Genomic DNA, 25,903 nt, shown 5'->3' with positions numbered 1-25,903 from the left:
CGTTGTACCGAAATTAGGTTGAACGACTACCTCTTTAACAATGCAGCCATTTAACCATTTAACAATTACTTTTGAGCGGCCGCGGCGCTGCCCGGCTTCTTCCTCTTCTTCCCAACCCCCGCACTGTTATGAATCTGCCCGCTGACCTGAAGTACACGAAAGAGCACGAATGGATTCGTGTGGAAGGCGACGTTGCCTACATCGGCATCACCGACCACGCCCAGAAAGAGCTCGGCGACATCGTGTATGTTGACATCGACACGCTCGACAAGGAAGTTGCCCAGAACGAGGTATTCGGCACCGTAGAAGCCGTAAAAACCGTTTCCGACCTGTTCAGCCCCATCACCGGCACCGTGCTGGAAATCAACAGCCAGCTCGACGGCAGCCCCGAAACCGTCAACTCCGACCCGTATGGCGACGGCTGGATGGTGAAAATGTCTATTGCCAACCCTTCGGAGCTGGACGCTTTGCTGTCGGCCGAAGTCTACGGCGAGCTGGTAGGTGCCTAGCCTTCCCGGTCTGACCGAGCAATCCGCGCCGCCCAGGTCTGGCAGCCGGCCCCTGGTGGGCCTGCCGCTGGCCTGGGCGGCGCTGGTGTTGGGGCTCACCCTCACGCCCGCCCGCCAAATGCCGGTGGTGCCGCCCTGGGAGCTGATATCCTTCGACACGGCGGCCCACGCGGGCGTATTCGTGGTGCTGGCGGCGCTGCTGGTGTTTTCGGCGCGGCGCCAGTCCCGGTGGCCGACTTTGCGGCGCCACGCCTACCTGATTGTGCTGCTGGGCTGCGTGGCGTTCGGGCTGCTGATTGAGTTGCTGCAGATGACCATGAACCTGGGCCGCCACGGCGAGTGGTCCGACGCCATCAGCGACGCTTTGGGGGGCGTAATCGGCCTGGGTCTGGCTTACGCTAGCCGCCGCTGGTGGCAATAGCGGACTTTTTAACCGCTTGCCTGATGGCCTATTCTTGTAAAAAGTGCCGATGTGTGCTGCTGGCAGCCCTGGCTTTCACTGCGCAACTGGCTGCCGCCCAGGATATGCCCCGCGTGCGGCGCACCATCGAAACCCTCACGGCTCCCGTCATGCACGGCCGCGGCTACGTTAGCCAGGGCGAGCAGAAGGCCGCCGCTTACCTGCGGCAGCGTTTCCGTGAGCTAGGCCTACACCCGCTGGCCCCCAACTACACGCAGCCCTTCACCCTCGGCATTAACACGTTTCCGGGGGCGCTGAAGCTGGAGCTGAGTCTGGGCATGCTGCGCTTTCCGGTGTTCGGCCATTCGCGGCCGTTGCACGTCGGTACGGAGTTTATTGCCGCGCCCAATTCCGGTAGCGGGCACGTAGGCGGGTCTTTCTCTACCGTACCCATCCTGCGCCTCGACACGCTGGTTTTCACGGATGCTGCCGCTCAGCAACAGCTCCTGCATCACCGCTGGTACTTCGGCGGCTACGTGCTACGGGCTGCCGACGAGCGGCGCCTGGCCCAGCTGCCCCTGCCGCTCCGCCAGCACCTCGACTCCGCTGCCCTGCGCATAACGCAGGTGTCTAAGCTCACGGCGTCGTTGGCCTCTGAGCAGGCCTCGCAGATGCGGCTGGAAGTGCTGGATTCGGTGTGGCGTAAAGTGGCCTATCAAGGGCCCGGCAACCTCGCCGCTACGGTTGAGGCGCGCGTGGATGCCCGCCTGCAGCCGCAGTATCCCACCCAGAACATCGTGGGGTTCATTCCCGGTCGCCTGCAGCCCGACTCGTTTCTGGTAGTAACGGCGCACTATGACCACCTGGGCCGCATGGGCGCCCGCACCTATTTCCCGGGCGCCAACGACAACGCCAGCGGCACGGCCATGCTCCTGGAGCTGGCCGCCCACTACAGCCGCCCCGAAAACCGGCCGGCGTATTCGGTGGCGTTTCTGGCATTTGGGGCCGAGGAAGCTGGGCTGCTGGGCTCCCTCTTCTTCGTGGAGCACCCGCTGGTCCCGCTGGCCCGCATCCGCTTTCTGCTGAACCTCGATCTGGTGGGTACCGGCTCAGAAGGCGCCACTGTAGTGAACGGCCGCACCCTGCCCGCGCAGTTTGCCCGGCTGCAGGCCCTGAATACCCGCCGCCAGGCCCTGCCATCATTGGCCGCCCGGGGCCCTGCCGCCAACTCCGACCACTTTCCGTTTTCGGAGCGGGGCGTGCCTGCCTTCTTCCTCTACACCCGCGGCGGCCCCACGGCCTACCATGATGTGCAGGACCAGGCCACCACGCTACCGCTCACGGCCTTCGCCAACGTGTTCGGCCTGCTCTGGGAGTTCCTGGATGGCCTGGGCGCCGGCACCGTCCGCTAGCCCCGAGCGGCCGACCGCTGTCTGCCGAACAGAACCCACCCATGGCAGGGAAGCCCGATTACCGGCTACCGGTTTCCTTGCCGCGGGGCCAAAAAAAAACGCCTGCAACTATTGGCACGGGGCCAATGGTTGCAGGCGTTTTTACAGTCTGAAAGTAGAGAAGACCTAGCCGTTCGTCTTGAACGAGCTCATGATCTGCTTGGCTACCGTTTCCCACTCCGGCTTCTGGCGGTCGGCGCAGGTGAAGGTGCACATGAGCAGCTTGCCCTCCACGTCGGTGAAGAAAATCAGCTGGTAAACTTCGTGGCCCAGCTCTGGCTTCATCAGCTCGAGGTAGCCCACTTTGCGGCCACCTACTTCCTTCACGCCGTTAGCAAACCACTTGGCTTCCTTGAACTGCTTGTAATAGGTCTTGTAGAAGTTGTCGGCATACATGTCAATCATGTCCTGATCGGCCGTATTGTCGGTGTAGGTGAAGGAGATGCTGGCCTCCTTGCTGTTGGTGTAGATAACGCTTGGGCGGCTCTGCGACTTCGCATAGTTGAAGTCCATCTGCTGCTCGCTCATCACCTCGAATCCTTTCGGAATCAGGATTTCGACCCGCTCGCTCAGCACGCGCTTCTTGATCAGTTCTACCTCAGCAAAGGGGCGGAAGGCCGTCAGCAACAGCATCAGGCACAAGGAAACGGGCAAGAGTATTACTTTTTTCATATGTATGGGGCTGAAAAAAGATGAAAATCAAGGTTGGTTTCTACGGCAGACTGATCATCAGGTAGTCTGTTCGGATAACACAATTTACGCAGGAAACCCTGAGTAGCAAGTGATTTGTGAAAAAATAATTATCCCGGATTAACACAGTTTGCTAAAAAGAGGCTTTTTGGGATAATCAGGAATGTTATTCAGGCTTTAGGCAATGGAAAAGGTAAAAATTAAATTTCAATTCGCTCGAATATATCAGGTATTTATAGCAATAATCATATGCAGGATTTTATTGCCAAAGTTCAAAACTGTAAACCGGTGCAAGTCGGGCATGTTTACAGAATATTATTAATCTGCTCTTTTATCTTCTCCAGTTCCTCCTTCATGCCCACCACCAGATGTTGGACAATAGAGTCGTTGGCCTTGGAACCGATAGTGTTGATTTCCCGTCCGATTTCCTGCGAAATAAACGCTAATTTCTTGCCGGTGGGCTCCGGCAGATAGACCGTTTCGGTGAAGTAGTGCAGATGGCTGACCAACCGTACTTTTTCCTCGGCGATATCCAGCTTCTCGATATAGTAGATCAGCTCCTGCTCGAAGCGCGAGGTGTTGAACTGCTCGCTGGTGGCCAGGTCGGCGAGGTGGGAGCGGAGCCGCTCGCGCACCTGTTCTACGCGGTGGGGGTCGTGGCGCTCAATCTCGGCCAGCTGAATGCGGATGCTGTCGAGGTAGCTCAGGATTTCGGTGGTGAGCGTCTGCCCTTCGGCCCGGCGGAACTCGTTGGCGCGCTCCAGCGCCTCCTGCACCAGCGGCAGCAGTTCGTCCCAGGTTACTTCGTCTTCTTCCTCGGTGGGAGCGGCTACCGCCTCTGTAGGCAGGCGTAGGGCGCCGGGCAGGGCTTTAGCAATAGCCGTGAGCTGCTCCAGCGAGGCCCCGGTGCGGGCGCTCAGCTGCATGAGTTCCTCGTACGCCAGCTGCAGCACGGCCTGGTTCACGACACTGCTCTGGGTGCCGGTGGCGCGGACTCGTAAAAAGTCAAAGTTCAGGTTCACTTTGCCGCGCACCAGGGATTTGGCCACCAGGTTGCGGATTTCCAGCTCCTTGTCCTGCAGGAAGCGCGGCAAGCGCAGGGTCAGGTCCAGGGATTTGGAATTCAGGGATTTAACCTCGACGGTGGCGGAGTAGCGGTCGGTGTCGCGGTGCGCGACGCCGTAGCCGGTCATGGACTGGAGCATAGGCGGGTAGGGTAAAACGGCCGCAAAAGTAACGGTTTGTTTCAGAATGTGAGATACTTACCTGCGGCGTAACAAAAGCGTAATACCCACGCAATATTCGCATAACAGGCCTCCGGTACTTTTGCACTGCAAACGAAAACTACCTGTATGCTCCGTTTTTTAACGCTGATTTTCAGCTTGTTGCTCAGTACGCTGGCCATCGCACAACAAGGCTCCCTGGTGGGCAAAGTAGTCGATAGAAAAACCAGTGAAGCAGTAATCGGGGCGACGGTGCTGGTGACGGGCACCACGCAGGCCGCCCCGGTAGACGTGGAGGGCCGCTACGAGCTGAAGCTGGACCCCGGCACCTATAACATCACCATGACCTACATCGGCTACAAGCCGCTGACTTTTCCAGGTGTGCAGGTGCGGGCCGGCCAACCGACCACGCTCAACGGTGCCATGGAAGAAAATTCCACGGCCCTGGGCGAAGTAACCGTGACCGGCCAGAAGCAGACCGGTACCGAGGTAGCCATGATCCAGGACCTCAAGAAAAGCGAGGTGGTGGTGAGCGGCATGAGCAACGACCAGATTGTGAAGAGCCTAGACCGCGACGCCGCTGAAGTGGTAAAGCGCATTCCGGGCGTAACGGTGCAGAGCAACAACTTCATTGTTATCCGGGGCCTGGCCGAGCGCTACAACACGGTGTTGCTGAATGACGCCCTCACGCCTTCGGCCGAAGTGGATACCCGCTCGTTTTCCTTTGACATTCTGCCCAGCTCGGTGATTGACCGGGTGCTGATCTTCAAGTCGGGCTCGCCGGAGCTGCCCGGCGAATTCGGGGGCGGCGTGGTGAAAGTGTATACCAAGAATGCCGTGCTGGAAAATTCTACCAGCCTCACGGTTTCGAGCTGGGCCCGGAGTACCAACACATTTCAGGGCGGCTTTCTGCAGAGCAACCACAGCGGCACCGACTTTCTGGGCACTGATAACGGCCAGCGCGGCATGCCTGGCGTGCTGAGCGGCCTGCAGTCGGCGGTACCGAGCAACAGCGAACAGACTGCAGCGTTGGGCAACGAGCTGCGCAACGAATTTTTGCCGCGCCTGGTAACGTCGCGACCCGACCTGCGGGTGTCGCTGGGGGTGAACCGCAAGTTTGAGATTGGCAGCGTGTATGTGAGCAACGTGACCTCCGTATCGTACTCCAACACGCAGGAGCAGTACAACGCCACCCGGCAGCGCTTCTCGGCCTACAACCCTGCGGCCCCGGACGTACTGCCCGGAAAGTTCTTCGACTACGTGGACACGCGCAGCGTATCGGCCGCGCGCCTGGGCATCATCCACAACTACCAGGTCCGGCTCAATAACAACCACAAGCTGGAGCTGCGCAACTTCTTCAACCAATACGGCACTGATGAGGTGATAAACCGCCGCGGCGTTATCTCGGACCCGCTGCTGGAGCGCAACAACTTCGCGCTGCACTACCAGAGCCGCTCCATCTACTCGGGGCAGCTGGGCGGCACGCATACGCTGGGCGCTGCCGGTGCGGGCACCCTCACCTGGGCCGCTGGCTACAACTACGTGAACCGCAACGAGCCGGACTACCGCCAGAATATTCAGGAGCGGGAACTGGATGCCAACCTGCCCGGCGATGCGAATCCGGCACCTTACCGGGTGGTTGTAAACCGCGACCCTACTACCAGCTCGCGCTTCTACTCCACCATGAAGGAAAATACCTACATGACGAGCGCGCAGTATGAGCACCGCATCAACGGCCGCGATACGCTGAGCGCTAACCAGTACAAGGTGCGCGTTGGCTACTACGTGGAGGAGAAGGAGCGTCGCTACGACAGCCGCTACTTCAACTACGACCGGTCGCGCAACTTCGACTCCTCGCTGGAAGACCTGCCGCTGACGACCATCTTCAGCCCGCAGAACCTCAACACCAACGGGGGCTTTGTGCTGCGCGAAGCAACGCAGCCGCAGGACCGCTACACCGGCAACAACCGGCTGGTGGCGGGCTATGTGGGGGGCGTGGCGCCACTCACGGACCGCTTCAACGTGACGGGTGGTGTGCGGGTGGAGTACAACCGCCGGCGCCTCCAGCCGGGTGGTGGCGACAGCTACGAGGAAATCCGCACGTTCGTGCTGCCCTCGCTTAATACCACGTTCAACTTCAACGACCGCAGCCTGCTGCGGGCCGGGGCCAGCATTTCGGTGAACCGGCCGGAGTTCCGCGAAATTGCCAACTACACGTATTACGACGTCAGCAATAACTTCTTTATTCAGGGTAACAAAGACCTGCGCACGGCCAAGATCTATAACGCTGACCTGCGCTATGAATTCTACCCCAGCCGCTCGGAGATGATTTCGGTGGGCGTGTTTGGCAAGCGCTTCTTCGATGCCATCGAGCAGGTGACCCGCTCGACCACCGGCACCGACTTGCTGCTGACCTACCAGAACGCCACCCGCGCCTACGACGTGGGCGCCGAGATTGAGTTGCGCAAGTCGCTGCTGGATATGTCGGAAAACAAGTTTCTGCAGCGTCTCTCGTTTGTGATGAATGCCTCGCTGATCAGAAGCCGCGTACAGCTCGATACCACCCTGGCCGACAACAAGGATTTCGCGCTGGAAGACCGTCCGCTGCAGGGGCAGTCGCCTTACGTGGTGAACCTGGGTACATTCTACCAGGACGACGAAGGCAAGTGGCAGGTGTCGCTGCAGTACAACGTAATCGGGCCGCGCATTGCTTTCGTAGGCGACCGGAACCTGAACTACTCGGTATATGACCTGCCCCGCCACGTCGTCGATCTGTCGGTGACCAAGGGCATCGGCTCGCACCTGGAGGTACGGGCGGGTATCCAGAACCTGCTCAACCAGCAAACCCGGCTGTACTACGACTTGGACCGCAACGGCCGCATAAACGGGATAGAAAACCAAGCCTCCTTTGCCAGCTACCGGCGCGGGAGCTATTCCACCCTCGGCCTGACCTACCGCTTCTAACCAGCTGCCCCGGTTGCCTTCTTTGAACGGAAGCAGCCGGGGCAGCCGGCTTCTGGGGCACCAGGGGCAACAGTAACTTAACACAGAGGCTACCCAGCGGTAACCTTGCCCAGAAACAAGGAAGCGACCTTTGTCAGGCGCAAAGCGCGGCCTCTTCTATTGCGTTTGTATTCACTCTCTTTTTTTCTTCTCTACCCATGAAAAAAGTTGTACTTCCGGTCTTGCTGGCCTTGGCCACCCTTGCTCCGCTCGCATCGCAGGCACAGTGCCCCACTACGGCCTCCAATGTGGTACTGGTAGGAACGGGCACGTCCGACAAGCAAACCGGCTTTCAGATTACGCAGAACACCACCTGGACCCGCAACAACATTTACGTGCTCAACGGCTGCGTATATGTCAACAGCGGCGCAACGCTGACCATTGAGGCGGGCACCATCATCAAAGGCGACCTGGCCAACCAGGGCACTCTGGTTATTCGGCAGGGCGCGCGGCTGAATGCCGTGGGCACGCCTACCCAGCCCATCGTGTTTACGTCCAACCAGCCGGCCGGCTCCCGGGCTCCCGGCGACTGGGGCGGCATCATTCTCTGCGGCCGTGCGCCTGTAAACCTGTCGGGCAACCCCACGATTGAGGGCGGCGTGAATGCCACGTTTGGCGGCACCGACCCAGCCGACAACTCTGGAACGCTGCAGTATGTGCGCATCGAATATCCCGGCGTAGCATTTCAGCCCAACAACGAAATCAACGGCCTGACGCTGGGTGGCGTGGGCTATGGCACCACCATCGACCACATCCAGATAACGGGCTCCGGTGACGACTCGTTTGAGTGGTTTGGCGGCACTGTGAATGCCAAGTACCTGATTGCCCTGGGCAGCACCGACGACGACTTCGACACCGACAACGGCTTCTCGGGCCGCGTGCAGTACGGCCTGGCCCTGCGCGACCCACGCCGCGGCGACACCGCTTCGGGTGGGGTGTCCAATGGCTTTGAGAGCGACAACGACGCCTCCGGCACCGCCAACGGCCCGCAGACTTCGGCCGTGTTCACCAACATGACCATCCTGCTGCCGACCACGCCTACGCTGGCCTCGCCGTTCAACAACAGCGCCAGCGCCCTGATTCGTCGGAACTCGGCCCAAAGCATCTTCAACTCGGTATTTGCCGGGCGCCGCTTCGGGGTGGAGCTGAACAGCAACTCGGCCAACTACACCCAGAGCAATGCCCAAAGCGGCTCGCTGGCGCTGTCGAACAACGTCATCTCGACGACGTCCTTCTCCGCTACCCTGGCTAACCGGGCCGGTCGTTCCACCTACGGTACCGGCGTAACGCCGCTGGCCGGCTTCAACATCAACCCCATTGTGGCTGCCGGCAACGACACTACGCAAGCAGTAGCTGGCCTGGGCCTGAACGCCGACAACTTCAGCTTTGAAGGCAACTGCAGCAACAACGCGCAGTGCGTTCCTGCCTTCGCCCTCCCTGCTGCCTCCATCCTGAACACCGGCGGCGCCTTCACCAACGCCAAGCTGACCGGCGCCGGCAACGGCGGCCCCAACAGCACCTTCGACGTGGTGAGCTTCCGGGGCGCCTTCGGGGCGCCTAACACGCCTGCCGGCAACTGGGCTACGGGCTGGACCAACTTCAACCCCCAGAACACCTGCTACAACGTGCCCGGCCAAGTGCTGGCCAGCAAAGCGGCCGCCGAGCAGCTGCAGGGCCTGAGCGTGGCTCCCAACCCCACGGAAGGTGCTGCCAAGCTCTCGTTTGAGCTGAAGAAAGCCGGTGCCGTAACGGTGCGCGTGCTCGACGTGACGGGCCGTGTGGTAGCTGTGGTAACTAACGCCGCCAAGCTCGCGGCCGGCACCCAGGTGGTGCAGCTGCCTGCTTCGCTGAACGCCGGCCTCTATGTGGCCGCCGTTACTACTGAAGCCGGCACGCAGTCGGTACGCTTCGTGGTGTCGAAATAGGTTCTGACTCCCTTATGGAAAAGCCTGCTCCCTCGTGGAGCAGGCTTTTTTGTTGTTTACAGCCTGAGGTAATACGGCAAAGCCGCCGCCGAAATCAGGGTTGAAACCTGTAGCTTGCGCCCCGATGAAGCCCCGCGTACTGATGCTGCCCAAGTGGTACCCCAACCGCTACGACGACCAGGATGGCGACTTCGTGGGCCGGCACGTGGCGGCCATTGCGCCCCATGCCCAGGTGGCCGTGCTGTTTGCCGCCGTAGCCCGCGGCCCACTCCGGCGCCTGACCGAGTGCGACGCCGACTTGGCCGGTCCCGTACCCACGCTGCGCTACTACTACCGTGCCCGCCCCACCGGCCTGGCCGCGCTGGATAAGGTGCTGAAGCTGGGGCTGTACTTCTGGTGCCTGGGGCGCGGCTACCGGCAGCTGGTGCGGCACTGGGGCGCGCCGCCGCAGCTGGTGCACGTGCATGTGCTGCTGCGCACAGGCCTGTTTGCGTGGTGGCTGACGCTGACGCGCCGCATCCCGTACGTCATTACCGAGCATTGGACGCTGTATCTGCCCCAGAACGCGCACCGCATCGGGGCGCTGCGGCGGTACCTCACGCAGCGGGTGGTGCGGGCGGCGGCGGCGCTGCACACCGTGTCGGAGAATCTGCGCGGGGCGCTGGGGCAGTTGGGCATCGGTAATGCCCGTACGGTGGTGATTCCGAACGTGGTGGATACGGCCTTGTTTCGGCCGGCCGAGCCGCCCGTGGCGCGGCAGGGCCTGCTGCACGTGGCCGCCTTCAACGAGCAGGCCAAAAACCTGAGCGGCCTGCTGCGCGTGGTGGCGCGCCTGCGGCCCGCCCGTCCCGGCCTGACGCTGCGCATTGCCGGCTACGGTCCCGCCGAAACCCAGCTCCGCCAGCTGGCCGCCGACCTGGGCTTGCTGCAGGATGGCACCGTGACGTTTCTGGGCAAGCTCTCCACTGAAGCTGTGGCCGCTGAGATGCGCCGTGCAGCCTGCTTCGTGCTGTTCAGCAACTACGAAAACCTGCCCTGCGTGCTCATCGAGGCCCAGGCCAGCGGGCTGCCGGCCGTGGCCACTCACGTCGGCGGCGTGCCCGAGCTGCTGCCCCCCGACGGCACCCGCGGCTTCCTGGTAGCGCCCGCCGACGAAGACGCCCTGACCCAGGCCCTGACCAGCGTCCTCGACCACCCGCAGCAGTTCGATGCCGCCGCCCTGCACCGCCACGCCGAGCAGCACTTCAGCCAGCAGGCCGTCGGCCAGCAGTTTGCAAGCTGGTATGATGAGGTGATGGAGAGCTGAAGGTACTGTCATCCTGAGCTTGCGAAGGACCTTATCACATTGTAACGGAATCTTTCGGTAGTAGCCCTGGCGGGATAAGGTCCTTCGCAAGCTCAGGATGACAGTACCTTTATTACCTCATTACCCCATCACCAAAAGTGCTCCGCCGCATCTTCCACACGTTTGCTACCCGGTTGTCGTCGGCGCTGCTGAGCTTTGCGGTGGTGTGGCTGACGGCGCGCTACCTGGGGGCGGCCGGGCGGGGCAGCGTGAGCTTGTTCGTGACGGACTGCGCGGCACTGCTGCTGTTTATCGGGCTGCTGGGCGGCTCGTCGCTGATATTTCTGGCGCCACGCCGCAACGTGTGGCATCTGCTGGTGCCGGCTTACGGCTGGGCCATGGTGGTGTGCACGGCTGGCACAGTGCTGGCCGGCCTGCTGCGGCCGGGGCCGCTGAGCTACCTGGGGCATCTGTGGGGGCTGGCACTGCTGCAGGCCTTTCTGTCCATCAATATTTCGCTGCTGCTAGGCCGCAAGCAGGAAGCCGCCTACAACGCCCTCAATATAGCGCAGGTGGCGCTGCTGGCCGGGCTACTGCTGCTGGCGTTTGCCGGCCTGGGCTGGCGCGAGGTGCCGGCCTACTACTATGCCGCGTACGTGGCCTATGCGCTGCCGCTGCTGGCCAGCTTCGGGCTGCTGCGCCGCCTGCCCGACCAATGGGAGGGAGGCCGCGGGCTGCGCGAAACTACCCAGGAGCTCAGCCACCACAGCCGCGGGGCGCACCTGTCCAATATCCTGGCTTTCGCCAACTACCGCCTCAGCTACTATTTTGTGGCGCATTTTGCCGATGCGCGGGCCGTGGGCGTGCTGAGCGTGGGCGTGGCGCTGGCCGAAGCCATCTGGCTGATTCCGCGCAGTGCCGCCCTCATTCAGTACGTGGACCTGGTGCACGCCGACGACAAGCAGGCCCAGCTGGCCCCGGCACTGCAGGTGGCCCGGCTGGCAGTGCTGGCCACGGCGGCGGCCGTGGTGGTGCTGGCATTGCTGCCGTCTGCGCTGCTGGCGGGCGTATTCGGGCCGGAGTTTGGGGCGGCGCGGCCGGTTATCGGGTGGCTGGTGCCGGGCGTGGTGGCGGTGGCTTTGAACGTGGCCTGCAGCAGCTACTTCGCGGGCCTGGGCCGCTACCGCGTCAACAACTGGGCTACCGTGGTGGGGCTGGCCGTGACGGTGCCGGCCTGCTGGCTGCTGATTCCGCGGCTGGGCATTGCGGGAGCCGCTATGGCTACGTCCTTGTCGTACGTGGCTTCCACGGCCTACCTGCTGGTGCAGTTCGGGCAGGCGACCGGCGCCGGCTGGGCCGAGTGGCTGCCCGGCCCCGCCGACGTGGCCTATCTGCGTGGGCTGCTGCGGACGCGCTAGCGGCCTGCTACGGGCCGCAGCGTCACCTCAAACCACTGGTCCGGGTCGCGCAGCGGGTCCGGGGTGTGGGTGGGTAGCGGGCGCGGCGAGTACAGGGCGCAGAGCGTATTCTCCACCTGTACCAGCTGGCCGGCGGCAGCAGCGGGCAGGCCGTCGAGGATGCCGGCCAGCACTTCCCAGCGTGGCTCGCCCGGCTGGCGGCTGGCATCGTGCCACACCACCACGGTTTCCGGCCCCACCAGGTGCTCGAACACGCGGCGCGTGTCGGTGCGCACGGCCTCGTAGCGGTGGTCGCCGTCGATGAACACCACGTCGAACTGCTGCCGCAACGCTGCCAAGTCGAAGGTGGCAGAGTTGCCGTGCAGGTGCTGCACGTTGGGCAGGGGCCGCGAGAAAAAGCCGTGCAGATCAATGTACCGCTCACTGAGCCCCAGCCCGCGCATCTCCTCTGCCGACAGGTTCAGGGTGTGCACCGAGGCTGCTACCTCGGCCACGTTGGCGGCGCTTTCGCCGCGCCACGTCCCAATCTCGAAGTAGCGGCAGCCCGGCACCTGCCCAGCCAGGGCGCGCAGCAGCACCAGGTCGGTGGGCAGGGAGCCGCCTTCGCGAAACGCGAAAGGCCGCACGGTGTGCGCGGCGGTGGGGGAGAGGAAGTGCGTGAGCGGCACGGCCGGCAGCCCCTGCGCCGTGAGGCCGCGCTGCCCGTTGGCCCGGGCGCGCTGCTGCCAGTCGGCGGTATCGGCGGCCAGCACGTGGTTGAGCAGCCAGGGGTTGCGCGCCAGGCTGGCCAGCCCGCGCAGGGTTTTGGTAAGACGGGACACAGGCAACGGATAAATGAGCTGCAAAGCTACTACGTCTGTTCGCACCCGTCTACTGAGGCGCAACAGCACTCCGTTGCTGTGTGGCGCCGCTGCTTTGGGTTGGGTATATCGTAGAAAATATAGTAGTTATTGTGTATTTCATAAAACTGACAGACAGATAGTTAACTTGACAGGTATTCTGTATGTGCGCTAATCGACTTTGCGTCGGCAGCCTTTTACTGGTCTTTCCTGTCTGCCCAGCTGTGCGACCCCACCGCCCGGGCGCTTTCCGTTCTGCATGCTGGCTTCTCCTGACCTCGATGCCCTGCTGGCCCGTTGCCAACGCCGCGAACCGGCGGCGCAGCGCGCCCTCTACGCCCGCTACGCCGCGCGCATGCTGGGGGTGGCGCGCCGGTACGCTACCTGCCTGGCTGAAGCCGAGGACATTCTGCAGGATGCCTTCGTGAAGGTGTTCACGCACCTGCGTGATTTCCGGGCGGAAGGCTCGCTGGAAGGCTGGATCCGGCGCGTCGTCGTCACGACGGCCATCAACCACTGGCAGAGCGGCAAGCTGCGCCGCCGCTGCCAGGCCGAGCCGGAGCAGCTGCCGGAGCCCGCCGTAGCTGCCGCCGCCCTGGACCGGCTGAACGTAGCCGAGGTGCTGGCCCTGATCGAGCAGCTGCCCGACGGCTGCAAGATGATTCTGCTGCTCTACGCCGTGGATGGGTACTCGCACAGTGAAATCAGTGAGCTGCTGGGCATCCAGGAAAGCACCTCCAAGGCCCAGCTCAGCAAAGCCCGCAAACAACTGCAAACCCTATATCAACAGCAGAATACCTTCCTCCGACTATGAGCTACGACGACCCCGAAGAAGAACTGCTGGACCAGCACCTGCGCGAAGCGTTCAGCGAGTTTGAGCTGCCGCCAGCCCGCCGGGTCTGGAACGGCATCGAAGGCCGGATCGGAACGCTGCCTGGCGCTTCGCAGCCGCTGGTGCCGCTGAAATTTCTGCTGCCGGCCGTGGTGCTGGCTGGCGTAGCGGCGGGGTGGCTGCTGCCCCGGCCCACGCCTACGCTGCCCGCCGCACCCGCGCCGGCAACCCGCACGGTGGCGGCGCAGGCCACGCCCCTAAACCCTGGTACGGACGCTGCTGCCTCCGTGGAGCTGGTGTCGGCTGGGCCGGTAGCGGTGGCCGGTACCGGGCGGCGGCTTTCTGCCGTACCCCGCCCAGCAGGCCGGCGGCCAGTGGCCGTGGCACCTTTGGCTTCTCAGCTGCCGCCTCTGGCAACGGCGCTGGACGCTGACCTCGCAGCTGTGCTTTTGTCAGAAGTGGATAGCAATGCTGCCAGTGCCCTGCCGGTAGCTCCTTACACCCCCGTTACGCCGGCGGTAGTGCCTGCCCCGGAAATAGCACAGGCGCCCTCGGCTACCGAAGCTCCCAGGGCAGATGGGCAGCAAGGGTCTCACACCGAATTCCGCCAGCCCACGCACCGCCGCGCCGAAAAGGGGAGAGGCATCCGGCGGCGCTTGTCGGCGGTGGGGCAATGGGCGCGGCATCTGGTTAGCCCCCGCCGCGCCCGGACTACAGGCAAGCCCAGATTCTGAGGGGAAAGCAGGCACATGGGCCTGAGGCCGCCGCAAAAAATAGCGGTTGTTCAGCAGCCTTTTAGTTTGAAAACCTGTCTGACCCAGCAACGACCTACTCGGTGCACCTGCTGCCGGGTGCCGGCCTTTTGTCTGCTACGCGAAAGCTGAGGCTTCCTCAGCTGTTTCACTTTCATTCGGTTATATGGATACGCTGGTCCGCTCTGTTCCCCCACTACCTGCCGGCCCTCCGCTGCCCGCGGCTGTCGTTCCCCAGCAGGATTACTGGACCTGGGTGGTAGGTGGGGCGCTGTTTTGCCTGCTGCTTATTGCCCGACTGACCGGGGGAACTCCGGTTGCGGCCGCTTCAGGAGCACTGCCCGCATCTGCGGTATCGGTACCAGCTGCCACACCCGTTCGTTTGCACGGGGTGTTGCGTATCTGAGGCCGGTAGGGCCGTTAGCTGATGGGTACCTTGCGTAGAATGGCCTCAATCAGATCCTGGGTCCGGATGCCGTCGGCCTCGGCCTCGTAGGTGAGCAGAATGCGGTGATTGAGCACGTCACTGGCCACATCCTTGATGTCTTCGGGTAGCACGTAGTCGCGCTCATCAAAGTAGGCTACGGCCTTGGCGGCACGGTGCAGCGAAATGCTGGCCCGCGGGCTCACCCCAAACTGCACGTACTGCTGAAACTCGGGCAGGTCGTAGTCGGCCGGGCGGCGCGTGGCAAACACCAGTTCGATGATGTACTTCTCCAGCGTTTCGGAAATCTGCACCTGATTGATCTGCTGCCGGATGCCGAAGATGTCTTCTTTGGTCAGAATGGGGCTTACTTCGCCCACGTAGCTCATGTTGGCCATGCGGCGCATCACCTCCAGCTCGTCGGCTTTCTTGAGGTAGTCCACAAACACCTTCATCATAAACCGGTCGACCTGGGCCTCGGGCAGCGGGTAGGTGCCTTCCTGCTCCACCGGGTTCTGGGTGGCCAGCACCAGAAACGGCAGGTCCAGCGGATACGTGGTTTCGCCGATCGTGACCTGCTTTTCCTGCATGGCCTCCAGCAGGGCGCTTTGCACCTTGGCCGGGGAGCGGTTCACCTCATCGGCCAGTACCAGGTTGGCAAAAATGGGTCCCTTCTTCACCTCAAACACCGACTGATTCTGGTTGTAAATCATGGTGCCTACCAGGTCGGAGGGCAGCAGGTCGGGCGTGAACTGTACGCGCTGAAAGTGCAGGTGCAGCACCTTCGACAGGGTGCTGATGGTGAGGGTTTTGGCCAGACCCGGCACGCCTTCCAACAGGATGTGCCCACCGGTAAAGAGCCCGATCAGCAGCCGACCAATCATGTACTGCTGGCCTACCACCACTTTGCCCATCTCCGCAAATACCTGCTTGATTTTCAGCTGATAATCGGGTGGGGCAGTGCTGGGGCTGGAAGAGGACGGCATCATACGCGGGAGACAGTAATACGGCTAAAGGTAAAGAAAGCGGGTAGTATCTGTATGCCCGGCCCGATGCAGCGGCACTTGCTACCGGCAACGCCGGCCGGAGGGGCGCCGGGGCCGGGGGTAAAAAAATATTCGGGCAACCCGCCATGCCTAAAGCCAATTGCCCCGGTAGCTGCGTATCCGTAAGCACCACGCCCGCCGGTGGCACTGCTATGCCGGTGCGGGCCAACTCTGAAATAAACCACTATTTTCACTGCATGGATACAGCCGCCCCCTCTCCCGCCAACTCGCTACCGATACATTCTCTACGGCGCTTTCTGCTGCTTGCAATAGGTATGTACCTGGTCTGGTTCTTCGGCTATGAGCAATGGCTCCGGGCCGACAACCGGCTGGACCCGGCCTTATCCAGAAATATTGCCCAGGCTTCCACGTGGCTGCTACAGGTGCTGGGCTTTCCGGCCAGCCTGAACGCCAGTAGCCCGCAACTGCTGCTGATCGAGCAGAAACCGGCCGTGTTCGTCGGGAATCCCTGCAACGGATTGGTGCTGTATGCGCTGTTCACCGGGTTCGTGCTGGCCTATCCGGGGCCGATAGTGCGCAAGCTCTGGTTTATCCCAACGGGTATTGTGCTCATCTACCTGCTGAACGTGCTGCGGGTTGCCGCCCTGGCCCTCAACCACCTGTACGCCCACAAATCCGTCGATTTCAACCACCACTACACGTTCACGTTTGTCGTGTACGGCTGCATTTTTCTGCTCTGGATGTGGTGGGCACGCCGTCTGGCCATCGTGCCCGCCCCTTCTCCCGCCTACTAGTTTATGCCTGCAACGCTCGGTAATTCGTCGCTGGTAGCCACCCACCGGTCCTGGACAGTAGCCCGGCTTATGCGGCTGGTGGCCGTGGCCCTGCTGATCGGGCTGCTCTTCGTCTGTGGTATCTACGATGAAGTGATTTTTGCCGCTCTGGGCCCTGCCTGGCAGAAAGCCGCCACCGCTCTGGGCTTCTCCGAGCAGCTGGCCCGCCTGCAGCAGGGCATCAGCGGGGAAGTGGTGAAGCGCAGTCTGCCGGTGGTAGCTACCTACGCGCTGCTTTACCTGAGTCTGGCATTACTGCTGCTGCGCCTGCTGCTGCCCGCCCACCACATGCCACTGGTGCTGAAGCTCTATGGAGCCGTAATAGCCACCTATGTCGTCTTGCTGCTGGCGGGCCGCCTGACAGGCAACGTCCCTTGGATCTACCAGCTCGGGCGCCGCCTCATCGATTTTCTCGTTTCGCCGCTCCCTGTTATTATAGCGGTCTGCCTGCTGCGCTGGTACAGGCCAGGTCCGGTCCGGCCCACTGGCTAGCCAAAACGACGCGCGGCCTTGCAGGTATATCCTGCAAGGCCGCGCGTCGTTTGTACCAGAGACGGGACTCGAACCCGTACGTCCGTGAAGACAAGGGATTTTAAGTCCCTCGTGGCTACCATTACACCACTCTGGCTGAAGATTTTAGCTGATTCTTACCTCGGTAGCTACTTGTCTGCGCGTGGCAATTAGGGCAAAGTAACTGCAAATTTTCCAATCGGTGGTCATTGTTTACACCGTTGATGTGGTGTAGTTCCAAGGGAATGGGCATACTTCGCCACTCTTCCAAACCACACTGCTCGCACCGATGTGCTTTATATCCTTCCTTTAATAGCCGGCCACGCAGACCATGCGTGAAGGTATAAGGAGAATCAGCTACCAGAATTTCTGCCAGCCTACACTTCCTGCCAAAACTCCGGTATCGGTTGCCTACGTTCCAGGCTTTTCCCGTAAAGTGGCCGATTCCTAGTACCTGGCGCTTTATTCGGTCATTCACCGTTTTGTAGTTGCCACCGGCCGGTACCAGCCCCAGCCGCGCCAGCACTTGCGCTACTGACAGGCACTCGGCGACAATTCCGGCGAATTCTGCGTCCGTAACTCTGGGTTTCATATCCGGCTAGCAACTGGCTGTTGAAGATACGAAACGAGCCTTTTCGGGAGGCAACCGTACCGGCATAAAACAAAAAAAGGATGCTTCCGAAGAAACATCCTTTTTGAGCGGGAGACGAGGTTCGAACTCGCGACCTCGACCTTGGCAAGGTCGCGCTCTACCAACTGAGCTACTCTCGCTTTTGATCTTGGCGCCGTAGTGGCGTTTTGATGTGACAAAGGTAGAAGAAGAATCCCTGAAGTCAAGCGCACACCCTAAAAAAACCGGCTATTTCTATCCGTGATGAGCTTTGTCGGCTGATTTTCAGGGAGAAAAATTTCAATAGAAATACCCCATTCGTGGTGCGCAAGCTGTGGTCAGACGCATTTCGCCCCGCCTGATTCCGATGTACTTCCCTGCAGACAGAGGGAAATCGGAGCAGGCGGGGCGAAAAAACGGGCAGCTCGGGTAAGAATCTACTTTCCGCCAACGGCCAGCTTCAGCTCGTTCAACTTCAGCAGGGCCTCGATGGGCGTGAGTGTGTTCACGTCGAGGCGCTCCAGCAGCTCGCGGACCTTCTCCAGGGCCGGGTCGGTGGGCTCGAACATGCTGAGCTGGAGGCTGGGGCGCGGGGCATTGTGTACGGCGGCGGCGGGCTGGGCCTTGGGGCCGCGGCGGGCCGACTCGGGAGCAGTAACCGGTACGGCTCCGTTCAAAGGCACCACTTTGCCGCCGGCAGGCTCGCTTTCCAGGCCATCCAACACGTCGTCGAACTCAGTGGCGGCGTCGGTATCGACGCCCGTAGAGGCGCGCTCCTGCTCCAGGTGGTGCATGATTTCGTTGGCGCGCAGCACCACCGAGGTGGGCATGCCGGCCATGCGGGCCACGTGGATGCCGAAGCTGTGCTCGGAGCCGCCCTCGCGCAGCTTGCGCAGGAATAGGATGCGGCCGTCGGCCTCCTTCACTGCCACGTTGTAGTTGCGGACGCGCGGGCAGTCGTCGGCCAGCTGGTTGAGCTCGTGGTAGTGGGTGGCGAACAGGGTTTTGGCCGTGAAGCGCGGGTTGTTGTGCAGGTGCTCCACAATAGCCCAGGCAATGCTGATGCCGTCGTAGGTGCTGGTGCCGCGCCCGATTTCGTCCATCAGCACCAGGCTGCGGTCGGAGAGGTTGTTGAGGATGGAGGCGGTTTCGGTCATCTCCACCATGAAGGTGCTTTCGCCCTTGCTCAGGTTGTCGGAAGCGCCTACGCGGGTGAAGATTTTGTCGATGACGCCAACGTGGGCGGCGTCAGCGGGCACGAAGGAGCCGATCTGGGCCAGCAGCACAATCAGGGCCGTCTGGCGCAGCAACGCCGATTTGCCGGCCATGTTGGGGCCGGTGATGACCACAATCTGCTGGTCGTCCTGGTTAAGGCAGATGTCGTTGGGGATGTACTGCTCGCCGGGGGGCAGCTGGCGCTCAATCACGGGGTGGCGGCCGGCCTTGATGTCGAGCAGGGTGCTGTCGTCCACCACCGGCTTCACGTAGCGGTGCTGGCGGGCGGTGGCGGCGAAGGAGGCCAGGCAGTCGGCCACGCCGATAGCGCGGGCGTTCTGCTGCACCTGGGCCACGTATTCGGCGGCCGTGAGCACCAGCTCGTTGTAAATGCGCTGCTCAATCACGAACAGCCGCTCCTCGGCGTGCAGAATCTTCTCCTCGTAGGTTTTTAGCTCCTCCGTGATGTAGCGTTCGGCATTTACCAGCGTCTGCTTCCGGATCCAGGTCGTCGGCACCTTGTCCTTGTGCGAGTTCGTGACTTCGAGGTAGTAGCCGAAAACCTTATTGTAGGCCACTTTCAGCGACGAAATACCAGTTTCCTGAATAGCCCGCTGCTGGAGCTGGAACAGGTAGTCTTTGCCAGTGAAGGCCATGGCGCGCAGCTCGTCCAGCTCGGCATCCACCTTGTCGTTGAGCACGCCGCCCTGGTTGGTGAGGATAGGCGCGTCTTCCCGGATTTTCGCCCGGATTTCCTCGCGCAGGGCGGTGCAGGGGTTAAGCTGGTCGGCCAGCTTCTGCAGCGCCCGGATGCCGGAGCCGGCCAACTGCTCCCGGATCGGGCTGATGGCCTCCAAAGCGCGGGCCAGCTGGAGCAGCTCGCGGGGGTTGATGCGGCGCACGGCCACCTTGGAAATCAGCCGCTCCAGGTCGTTGATCTGGCGCAGGTGCTGCAGCAGATTTTCCAGCAGCTCGGGCGTCTGGAGCAGGGCCTCCACGGTATCGAGGCGGCGCTGAATCTGGGCGGGCTCCTTGAGGGGCAGCACCACCCACTTGCGCAGCAGGCGCGCGCCCATGGGCGTCACGGTCTGGTCGAGGATGTCGATGAGGGGCACGCCGCCGGGGTGCTGGGCCTGCACCAGCTCCAGGTTGCGCACCGTAAACCGGTCGAGCCACACGTATTTATCTTCCTCCAGCCGCCCGATGCTACCGATGTGGCCCACATCGGTGTGCTTGGTTTCGGCCAAGTAGTGCAGGATGCAACCGGCGGCCGTGATGCCCTCGCGCAGCCCGTCGATACCGAAGCCTTTCAGCGAGGTGGTGTTGAAGTGGCGGGTGAGCAGGTCGTGGCCGTAGTCGAAGCCGAACACCCATTCCTCCAGCGCAAAGTGGCAGTAGTCGGGGCCGAAATGGTCTTCGAACTCGCGGCGGCTTTTCTTGCAGAACAGCACCTCGGCGGGCTGGAAGTTCTGGAGCAGCTTGCCCAGGTAGTCGATAGTGCCCTGGGCCACCAGAAACTCGCCGGTGCTGATGTCGAGGAAGCTCACGCCGGCTTCGTGCTTGCCGAAATGCACGGCGCAGAGATAGTTATTCGAACGGCGCTCTAGCACGTTGTCGTGCAGGCTCACCCCGGGCGTGACGAGCTCCGTGATGCCGCGCTTGACGAGGCCCTTGGCCAGCTTGGGGTCTTCGAGCTGGTCGCAGATGGCTACGCGCTGGCCGGCGCGCACCAGCTTGGGCAGGTAGGTATCGAGGGAGTGGTGCGGGAAGCCGGCCAGCGGGGTTTCGGAGGCCGTGCCCGCCCCGCGCTTGGTGAGCGTGATATCGAGAATGCGCGAAGCCGTGACGGCATCCTCGCCGAAGGTTTCGTAGAAGTCGCCCACCCGGAACAGCAGCACGGCGCCGGGGTGGGCCTGCTTGAGCTCGTAGTACTGGCGCATCAGCGGCGTATCCACCACGGGGGCGGGCCCCAGCGTGCCGTGCGTGCGGATGGGCTTTTTGTTGGGGTCGGCGGATTTGGTTTTCACGGGGAAATGTAGCGTAAGCTTTAGCTTGCGCCCGTCAGAACGAATACAACGGCGTTTTAGCTCCGTCGCGGCCCAGATACTGGCCGGCGGCACAAGCTGAAGCTTATGCTACATTTTCATGCGCAAACTCTCGATGGAAGAGCTGAACCGGCTGACGGTGGCAGACTTCAAAAATACGCGAAAATTCCCCCTCACCCTAGTGCTCGACAACGTGCGCAGCCTCCACAACGTGGGCGCGGCCTTCCGCACAGCCGATGCCTTTGCGGTGGAGAAAATCTGGCTCTGTGGCATTACGGGCCGCCCGCCCCAGCGCGAAATCACCAAAACGGCCCTGGGCTCCACCGAGTCGGTGGCCTGGGAATACGCCCCCACCACCGTGGAGGCGCTGCAGCAGCTGAAGGCTGCCGGCTACCAGCTGATTGCCGTAGAGCAGACCACCGGCAGCGTGCCCCTGCCCGAGTTCCGGGTAGAAGCCGGCCAGCCCTACGCCCTGATCATGGGCAACGAAGTATTTGGGGTGGACGACGAAGTGCTGGCTTTGTGCGACGCGGCCGTGGAGATTCCGCAGTTCGGCACCAAGCACAGCCTGAACGTGAGCGTGGCGGCCGGGGTGGTGCTGTGGGAGTTTATCAGCCGGATGAATATGGCTAATATGCAATATGATAGATGATAGATTGGGTCAGGGCAGCAGCACGGCCACGGGAAGTATAAATTGGAGGCAGTAGCAGCAGATCAGCAAAAAAAATCCGATTTCCTGTGTAGATTTGAAACGAGTCATCGATTTTTCGACGACTTTTTCATTCAACCGCCTCACCTATCATTCATCTCTACCCCCCCAACCAGATGAAACAAACGTTTACTTTGCCAGGCACCCGCGCTCTGGCGGTGGCTGCTATGCTGGCCATTCCGGGTCTGGCTGCTGCCCAACAAGCGCCTCTTAGCCGGGCGCTGGCTGCGCTGAGCACCACTGCCGCCCGTCAGGGCTTGAGCGAGCAGGATTTGGCCAGCCCGGCCGTAACCAGCAACTACACCGACGCCAGCACCGGCCTCACCCACGTGTATCTGCGCCAGCGCTACCAGGGAATTGAGGTGGTAGGCGCCGTGGCCAACGTAACCGTAGCCGGCAACGGCAAGGTGGTGGCCCTGCACCAGAACTTTGTGGCGGGCACCGCTGCCAAAGCGCGCACTACGGCTCCTTCGCTCACGCCGGCGCAGGCCGTAGCCGCCGCTGCCCGAGCCCTGAACATGCCCGCTCCCCGTTCGCTGAACCTGGAAATAGCCGGCCAGCCGGCCGAAGGCATGACGTTCAACAATGCCGGTATCTCGCTGGAGAAGATTCCGGTGAAGCTCATGTACCAGCCCACGGCTAACGGCGAGCTGACGCTGGCCTGGGACGTAACGCTGGCCCCACTCGACGGGGAGCATTACTGGAACGTGCGCGTAGACGCCCAGACCGGTGCTCTGCTCGACCGCTACGACTATAGTATCTCAGAGCCGGTATCGTTTGCTGATATGACCCAGCAGGCATTGGCTTCGCGTAGCTGGTCGCAGGTGTTGGCTCCTGCTACCACCGCCAATAAGGTGACGGCTCCCAACTCCTACAACGTCATCCCGCTCACCATCGAAAGCCCCAGCCACGGCCCACGCCAGCTGGTGGTAAATCCCGCCGACGCGGCGTTTTCGCCGTTTGGCTGGCACGACGTGAATGGCGTGGCCGGCGCTGACTCCACCAACGCCAAAGGCAACAACGTGTATGCCTACCTGGACCGCGACAACACCAATGTTTACAAGAAGGGCACCAGCCCGGAAGGCGGCGCCACTCAGATTTTCGACTTCCCCTTCGACCAGACGCTGCAGCCAGATGCCTACAAAGAGGCCGCAGTAACCAACCTATTTTACTGGAGCAACATCGTGCACGATGTGCTGGCCACCAAAGGCTTCACGGAGGTTGCCGGTAACTTCCAGTTTAAGAACTACACCAGCACCGGCGGCGTGGTTACGCCAGGCGGCAATGACCCCGTACAGGCCCAGGCCCAGGACGGTGCGGGCCTGCCCACGCCTAACCGCAACAATGCCAACTTCTCGACGCCCAACGATGGATTTGCTCCCCGGATGCAGATGTACGAATGGACGGGTGAGACGCAGGTTCGCGTGACGGCCCCCGCTACGCTGGCTGGCCCGCTAACTGCCCTCGAAGGTACTTTCGGCCGGAAGTTGGATCGGGTAGGCCCCGTTACCGGCAACCTGGTTGCGGTGAACGACGGTTCTGCTCAGCCAACGCGTGGCTGCAACACTACGTTTGTGAACGCCGCCGCAGTGAGCGGCAACATTGCTTTGATCCGTCGGGGCAAGTGCAGCTTCGGTATCAAGATCAAAAATGCCCAGGATGCCGGCGCCCGCATGGTTATCATGATGGACAGCATTCCAAATGCACCCAACCTGATAAGCATGGGCGGTGCGGCGCCGGATACCGTTGGGGTACGTATTCCTTCGGTGTTCATCAGCTTCAACGAAGGCACCCGCCTGAAAGCGGCTCTTGACGCCGGCCAGACAGTGACCATCACGGCCGGCTCCTCGGCCCGCCGCGACGGTGACTTCGACAACGGCATCATTGCCCACGAATACGGCCACGGCATCTCCAACCGCCTCACCGGCGGCCGCCTCAACTCCAGCTGCCTCGGCAATGCTGAGCAAATGGGTGAAGGCTGGAGCGACTTCTTCGGTCTTTGGCTGACCACCAAGGTGGGCGACGTAGGCACCACAGGACGCGGTATTGGTACCTATGCTTCATCGGAGCCAACCACGGGCGCTGGCATTCGCCCCACTCGCTATAGCACCGACATGAGCATCAATCCGTCGACGTACGCGCTGATTGGTACGACGGGCTATGGCGCCACGACTGGCCAGCAGCACGCAATCGGCTACGTGTGGTGCACCGCACTATGGGACCTGAACTGGGCTTTGATCGGCCGACATGGCTACAATGCCGACCTGACAGCCAGCACCGGGGGCAACAACATCGCCATGCGCCTCGTGGTGGAAGGCCTCAAGCTGCAGCCTTGCGGCCCGGGCTTCCTCGACGGCCGCAATGCCATTCTGAAAGCTGACTCCGTACTGAACGGTGCCGCCAACTCTGCCCTGATCTGGCAGGTATTTGCCCGCCGCGGCATGGGTTTCAACGCCATCCAGGGTCTATCTACCAGCACCACCGACAACACGGCTGGTTTTGCTACCCCACCTGCTTTGAGCACCAGCAAGCGTTTGAGCGAGCAGATGCTGGAAGTATATCCAAACCCCGCCCGCGACCAGGTATTGGTACGCACGCAGGTGAGCAGCAAAACCGCCGTGTCGGTGCAGCTGCTGACCCTGATGGGCCAGGTGGTACGCACGCAGTCGGTTTCGGCCGCCTCGCTGCAGCAGAACGGTGTGCAGGTGAACACGGCCGAGCTGGCCAATGGCGTCTATGTAGTACGCGTCACGACTTCCGAAGGCACCATCACCAAGAAAGTATCGGTGCAGCACTAATGGCACGCACAAACGCCGCCTCTGCGGTAGTTTGTGTTGCCGGATGCCCCAAATAAAGAACCCGCCCGGCAGCTAGTCGGGCGGGTTTTTTGTTGCTGCTTTCTACCTCCTTTTCCTCTCGCCCTGATGCTACCTGATTCTGCTTCCCCGGCCCGGCCCGATGCCGCGCTGTTGGCCCTGCGCCCCCAGTTGCCGCAGCTGCTGCCCGCCTCCGGCGACGCCACTGTTGCCGACTTTCTGCACCACACCCTGCGCCCGCTGCTGAAACTGCAGAACGACGTGCTGCTGGCCGTAGTCGCCGATTTTGTGCGCGACCATCACATAGCGTTGGCCGCGGCGTCTGCTACAGAGCAGGAGCGGCTATTGGCCGAGCTGCTTTCCCGCAATACCAAACTGCGCTACACCGTCATCGGGCTGGTGTGCGGCCTGTTTACGGCGGCCGAGCTGAGCTACTACCGCCCGCAACGCCCCGAGCTGAACCGCCGCCTGCTGGAGCTGGCTACCCGCCGGGTGCAGGACCAGGCCGCCGCTGTGGCTGAACTGAGCGCCAGCCAGTGAGCTACTACGCCGTATTGGAGCTGAGTACGCAGGCGTCGCCCGAAGACATTCGGCGGGCCTACCGCCGCCTTGTGCTGAGCACCCACCCCGACCGTACCCCCGACCCCGCGCAGCACCGCCGTTATCTGGCCATCAACGAGGCGTACGAAACGCTCAGCGACCCTGCCCGCCGCGCGGCGTATGACGCGGCCCTGGCCCGCCTGCAACAGCCAGACCCAGCGCCGGAAGCTGCCTTTGAGTCTCACCCCGACCCAGCCATGCGTCGGCGCGGATTTCGACGCAGGCCTCTTAGCAAAGCAGAAGCCGCCGCACGTGTGCAGGCATCGTATCCGGCACAATATGCGCGCTATATGCCTTGGGCCCGGCGTGTAAATTGGGCTCTGTTACTGTGTGCGCTGTTGCTACTGCTGGATTCGCAGTGGAATACCAAGTATGTAGATCAAGAGGTGCGGCGTGTAACAGAGCACGTTGTTCGGGGCAAAGGAGGTACCCTGGATTCATATGTACGCATCGAAACTCCCGATCTGAATTTCCGCCTCGATCAGAATATGCTGCGTGAAGGGGAAATGATTGATGTAGAATGTAGCGCGCTATTTAAGCAGGCGCGCATTATTTGGCCGGCCGGTAACGCCGACCCCGACCGTCGGATCTTTATCGACACGTTTTATGATTTGCTTTTTCTTCCGGCAACTATGGCTGTAGTTGCGGCAATAGGCTGCTGGCCACCTCCCGGAAATCGCCGCATTGTTGATACAGCGGCTATGGCCATAACACTGGGTGTCATTCACCTCTACCTACTGCTTCGTAGCTGAGTAATCCACAAAAAAAGCGCCCGCAACTACAGTTGCGGGCGCTTTTGCGCTGGGT

The 25,903-nt window shown here is 61.9% G+C and carries 21 protein-coding genes and 2 tRNA genes; 15 read left to right on the top strand and 8 right to left on the bottom strand.

What is annotated here, in order from left to right; genetic code table 11:
- The first annotated feature begins 128 nt into the window (after positions 1–128).
- Genes gcvH through O3303_RS12945 form a run of 3 tightly spaced genes read left to right on the top strand, consistent with a single transcriptional unit; the run spans position 129 to position 2,321 of the window.
- On the top strand, positions 129–509 hold the full coding sequence (gene gcvH, locus O3303_RS12955) for a glycine cleavage system protein GcvH (RefSeq protein ID WP_269558813.1): 381 nt from the start codon (positions 129–131) through the stop codon (positions 507–509).
- A complete protein-coding gene (locus O3303_RS12950) occupies positions 502–930 on the top strand; it encodes a VanZ family protein (protein WP_269558812.1) in 429 nt (142 codons plus the stop codon). The genes gcvH and O3303_RS12950 overlap by 8 nt, the downstream gene beginning before the upstream one ends.
- Before the next feature lie 53 nt (positions 931–983).
- Complete coding sequence (locus tag O3303_RS12945) at positions 984–2,321, top strand: M28 family metallopeptidase (RefSeq protein WP_269558811.1); 1,338 nt, start codon at positions 984–986, stop codon at positions 2,319–2,321.
- A gap of 165 nt (positions 2,322–2,486) precedes the next feature.
- On the opposite strand, the gene O3303_RS12940 is transcribed toward O3303_RS12945, so the two are convergent.
- On the bottom strand, positions 2,487–3,032 hold the full coding sequence (locus O3303_RS12940) for a hypothetical protein (protein WP_269558810.1): 546 nt from the start codon (positions 3,030–3,032) through the stop codon (positions 2,487–2,489).
- Between the two features lie 323 nt (positions 3,033–3,355).
- Positions 3,356–4,255 (bottom strand): YicC/YloC family endoribonuclease, encoded by a 900-nt coding sequence (locus O3303_RS12935; protein WP_269558809.1) that lies wholly within the window; start codon positions 4,253–4,255, stop codon positions 3,356–3,358.
- Between the two features lie 147 nt (positions 4,256–4,402).
- Between O3303_RS12935 and O3303_RS12930 the strand changes: the two genes are divergently transcribed.
- The 4 genes from O3303_RS12930 to O3303_RS12915 all read left to right on the top strand — a co-directional run bounded on the left by O3303_RS12930 (position 4,403) and on the right by O3303_RS12915 (position 11,904).
- Complete coding sequence (locus tag O3303_RS12930) at positions 4,403–7,237, top strand: TonB-dependent receptor (RefSeq protein WP_269558808.1); 2,835 nt, start codon at positions 4,403–4,405, stop codon at positions 7,235–7,237.
- Positions 7,238–7,434: 197 nt separating this feature from the next.
- Positions 7,435–9,201: a beta-helix domain-containing protein gene (locus O3303_RS12925; protein ID WP_269558807.1), complete on the top strand. Its 1,767-nt coding sequence runs from the start codon at positions 7,435–7,437 to the stop codon at positions 9,199–9,201.
- A 124-nt stretch (positions 9,202–9,325) separates the two neighbouring features.
- Entirely contained in the window at positions 9,326–10,507 is a 1,182-nt protein-coding gene (locus O3303_RS12920) for a glycosyltransferase (RefSeq protein ID WP_269558806.1), read from the top strand.
- A 137-nt stretch (positions 10,508–10,644) separates the two neighbouring features.
- Positions 10,645–11,904: a lipopolysaccharide biosynthesis protein gene (locus O3303_RS12915; RefSeq protein WP_269558805.1), complete on the top strand. Its 1,260-nt coding sequence runs from the start codon at positions 10,645–10,647 to the stop codon at positions 11,902–11,904.
- On the opposite strand, the gene O3303_RS12910 is transcribed toward O3303_RS12915, so the two are convergent.
- Positions 11,901–12,725 carry a class I SAM-dependent methyltransferase gene (locus tag O3303_RS12910; protein ID WP_269558804.1) on the bottom strand — a complete coding sequence of 275 codons (825 nt, stop codon included), beginning with the start codon at positions 12,723–12,725 and terminating at the stop codon, positions 11,901–11,903. The genes O3303_RS12915 and O3303_RS12910 overlap by 4 nt on opposite strands.
- 277 nt (positions 12,726–13,002) lie before the next feature.
- Between O3303_RS12910 and O3303_RS12905 the strand changes: the two genes are divergently transcribed.
- Both O3303_RS12905 and O3303_RS12900 read left to right on the top strand, forming a co-directional pair.
- Positions 13,003–13,557: an RNA polymerase sigma factor gene (locus tag O3303_RS12905; protein WP_269558803.1), complete on the top strand. Its 555-nt coding sequence runs from the start codon at positions 13,003–13,005 to the stop codon at positions 13,555–13,557.
- Entirely contained in the window at positions 13,554–14,309 is a 756-nt protein-coding gene (locus O3303_RS12900) for a hypothetical protein (RefSeq protein WP_269558802.1), read from the top strand. Before O3303_RS12905 ends, O3303_RS12900 begins: the two co-directional genes overlap by 4 nt.
- Before the next feature lie 438 nt (positions 14,310–14,747).
- Here the strand turns inward: O3303_RS12900 and O3303_RS12895 are convergent, their stop codons facing one another.
- A complete protein-coding gene (locus O3303_RS12895) occupies positions 14,748–15,740 on the bottom strand; it encodes an AAA family ATPase (protein ID WP_269558801.1) in 993 nt (330 codons plus the stop codon).
- Positions 15,741–16,072: 332 nt separating this feature from the next.
- Here O3303_RS12895 and xrtX point away from each other — a divergent pair, with 332 nt between their 5' ends.
- A complete protein-coding gene (gene xrtX, locus O3303_RS12890) occupies positions 16,073–16,552 on the top strand; it encodes an exosortase X (protein ID WP_269558800.1) in 480 nt (159 codons plus the stop codon).
- A gap of 3 nt (positions 16,553–16,555) precedes the next feature.
- Positions 16,556–17,083, top strand: coding sequence for an XrtX-associated membrane protein (locus O3303_RS12885; protein WP_269558799.1), 528 nt, complete (start codon positions 16,556–16,558; stop codon positions 17,081–17,083).
- A 53-nt stretch (positions 17,084–17,136) separates the two neighbouring features.
- Here the strand turns inward: O3303_RS12885 and O3303_RS12880 are convergent.
- From O3303_RS12880 to mutS, 4 genes are all read right to left on the bottom strand, one after another.
- Positions 17,137–17,219, bottom strand: a tRNA-Leu gene (locus O3303_RS12880).
- On the bottom strand, positions 17,205–17,693 hold the full coding sequence (locus O3303_RS12875; RefSeq protein ID WP_269558798.1) for an HNH endonuclease: 489 nt from the start codon (positions 17,691–17,693) through the stop codon (positions 17,205–17,207). The genes O3303_RS12880 and O3303_RS12875 overlap by 15 nt, the downstream gene beginning before the upstream one ends.
- A gap of 106 nt (positions 17,694–17,799) precedes the next feature.
- A tRNA-Gly gene (locus tag O3303_RS12870) sits at positions 17,800–17,872 on the bottom strand.
- A gap of 276 nt (positions 17,873–18,148) precedes the next feature.
- A complete protein-coding gene (gene mutS / locus O3303_RS12865; RefSeq protein WP_269561912.1) occupies positions 18,149–20,866 on the bottom strand; it encodes a DNA mismatch repair protein MutS in 2,718 nt (905 codons plus the stop codon).
- A 205-nt stretch (positions 20,867–21,071) separates the two neighbouring features.
- Between mutS and O3303_RS12860 the strand changes: the two genes are divergently transcribed.
- From O3303_RS12860 to O3303_RS12845, 4 genes are all read left to right on the top strand, one after another.
- Positions 21,072–21,623 (top strand): RNA methyltransferase, encoded by a 552-nt coding sequence (locus O3303_RS12860; protein WP_269558797.1) that lies wholly within the window; start codon positions 21,072–21,074, stop codon positions 21,621–21,623.
- Positions 21,624–21,796: 173 nt separating this feature from the next.
- Positions 21,797–24,478 (top strand): T9SS-dependent M36 family metallopeptidase, encoded by a 2,682-nt coding sequence (locus O3303_RS12855; protein WP_269558796.1) that lies wholly within the window; start codon positions 21,797–21,799, stop codon positions 24,476–24,478.
- Positions 24,479–24,604: 126 nt separating this feature from the next.
- Positions 24,605–25,036, top strand: a complete 432-nt coding sequence (locus O3303_RS12850; protein ID WP_269558795.1) for a hypothetical protein — start codon at positions 24,605–24,607, stop codon at positions 25,034–25,036.
- On the top strand, positions 25,033–25,848 hold the full coding sequence (locus O3303_RS12845) for a J domain-containing protein (protein ID WP_269558794.1): 816 nt from the start codon (positions 25,033–25,035) through the stop codon (positions 25,846–25,848). Before O3303_RS12850 ends, O3303_RS12845 begins: the two co-directional genes overlap by 4 nt.
- Positions 25,849–25,903: the final 55 nt, after the last annotated feature.

Origin of the sequence: Hymenobacter canadensis (assembly GCF_027359925.1) — a bacterium.
In the GTDB taxonomy this organism is placed as follows: Bacteria; Bacteroidota; Bacteroidia; order Cytophagales; family Hymenobacteraceae; genus Hymenobacter; species Hymenobacter canadensis.
The sequence above is the reverse complement of the archived record's forward strand: the minus strand, read 5'-3'. Positions and strand labels throughout refer to the sequence as shown.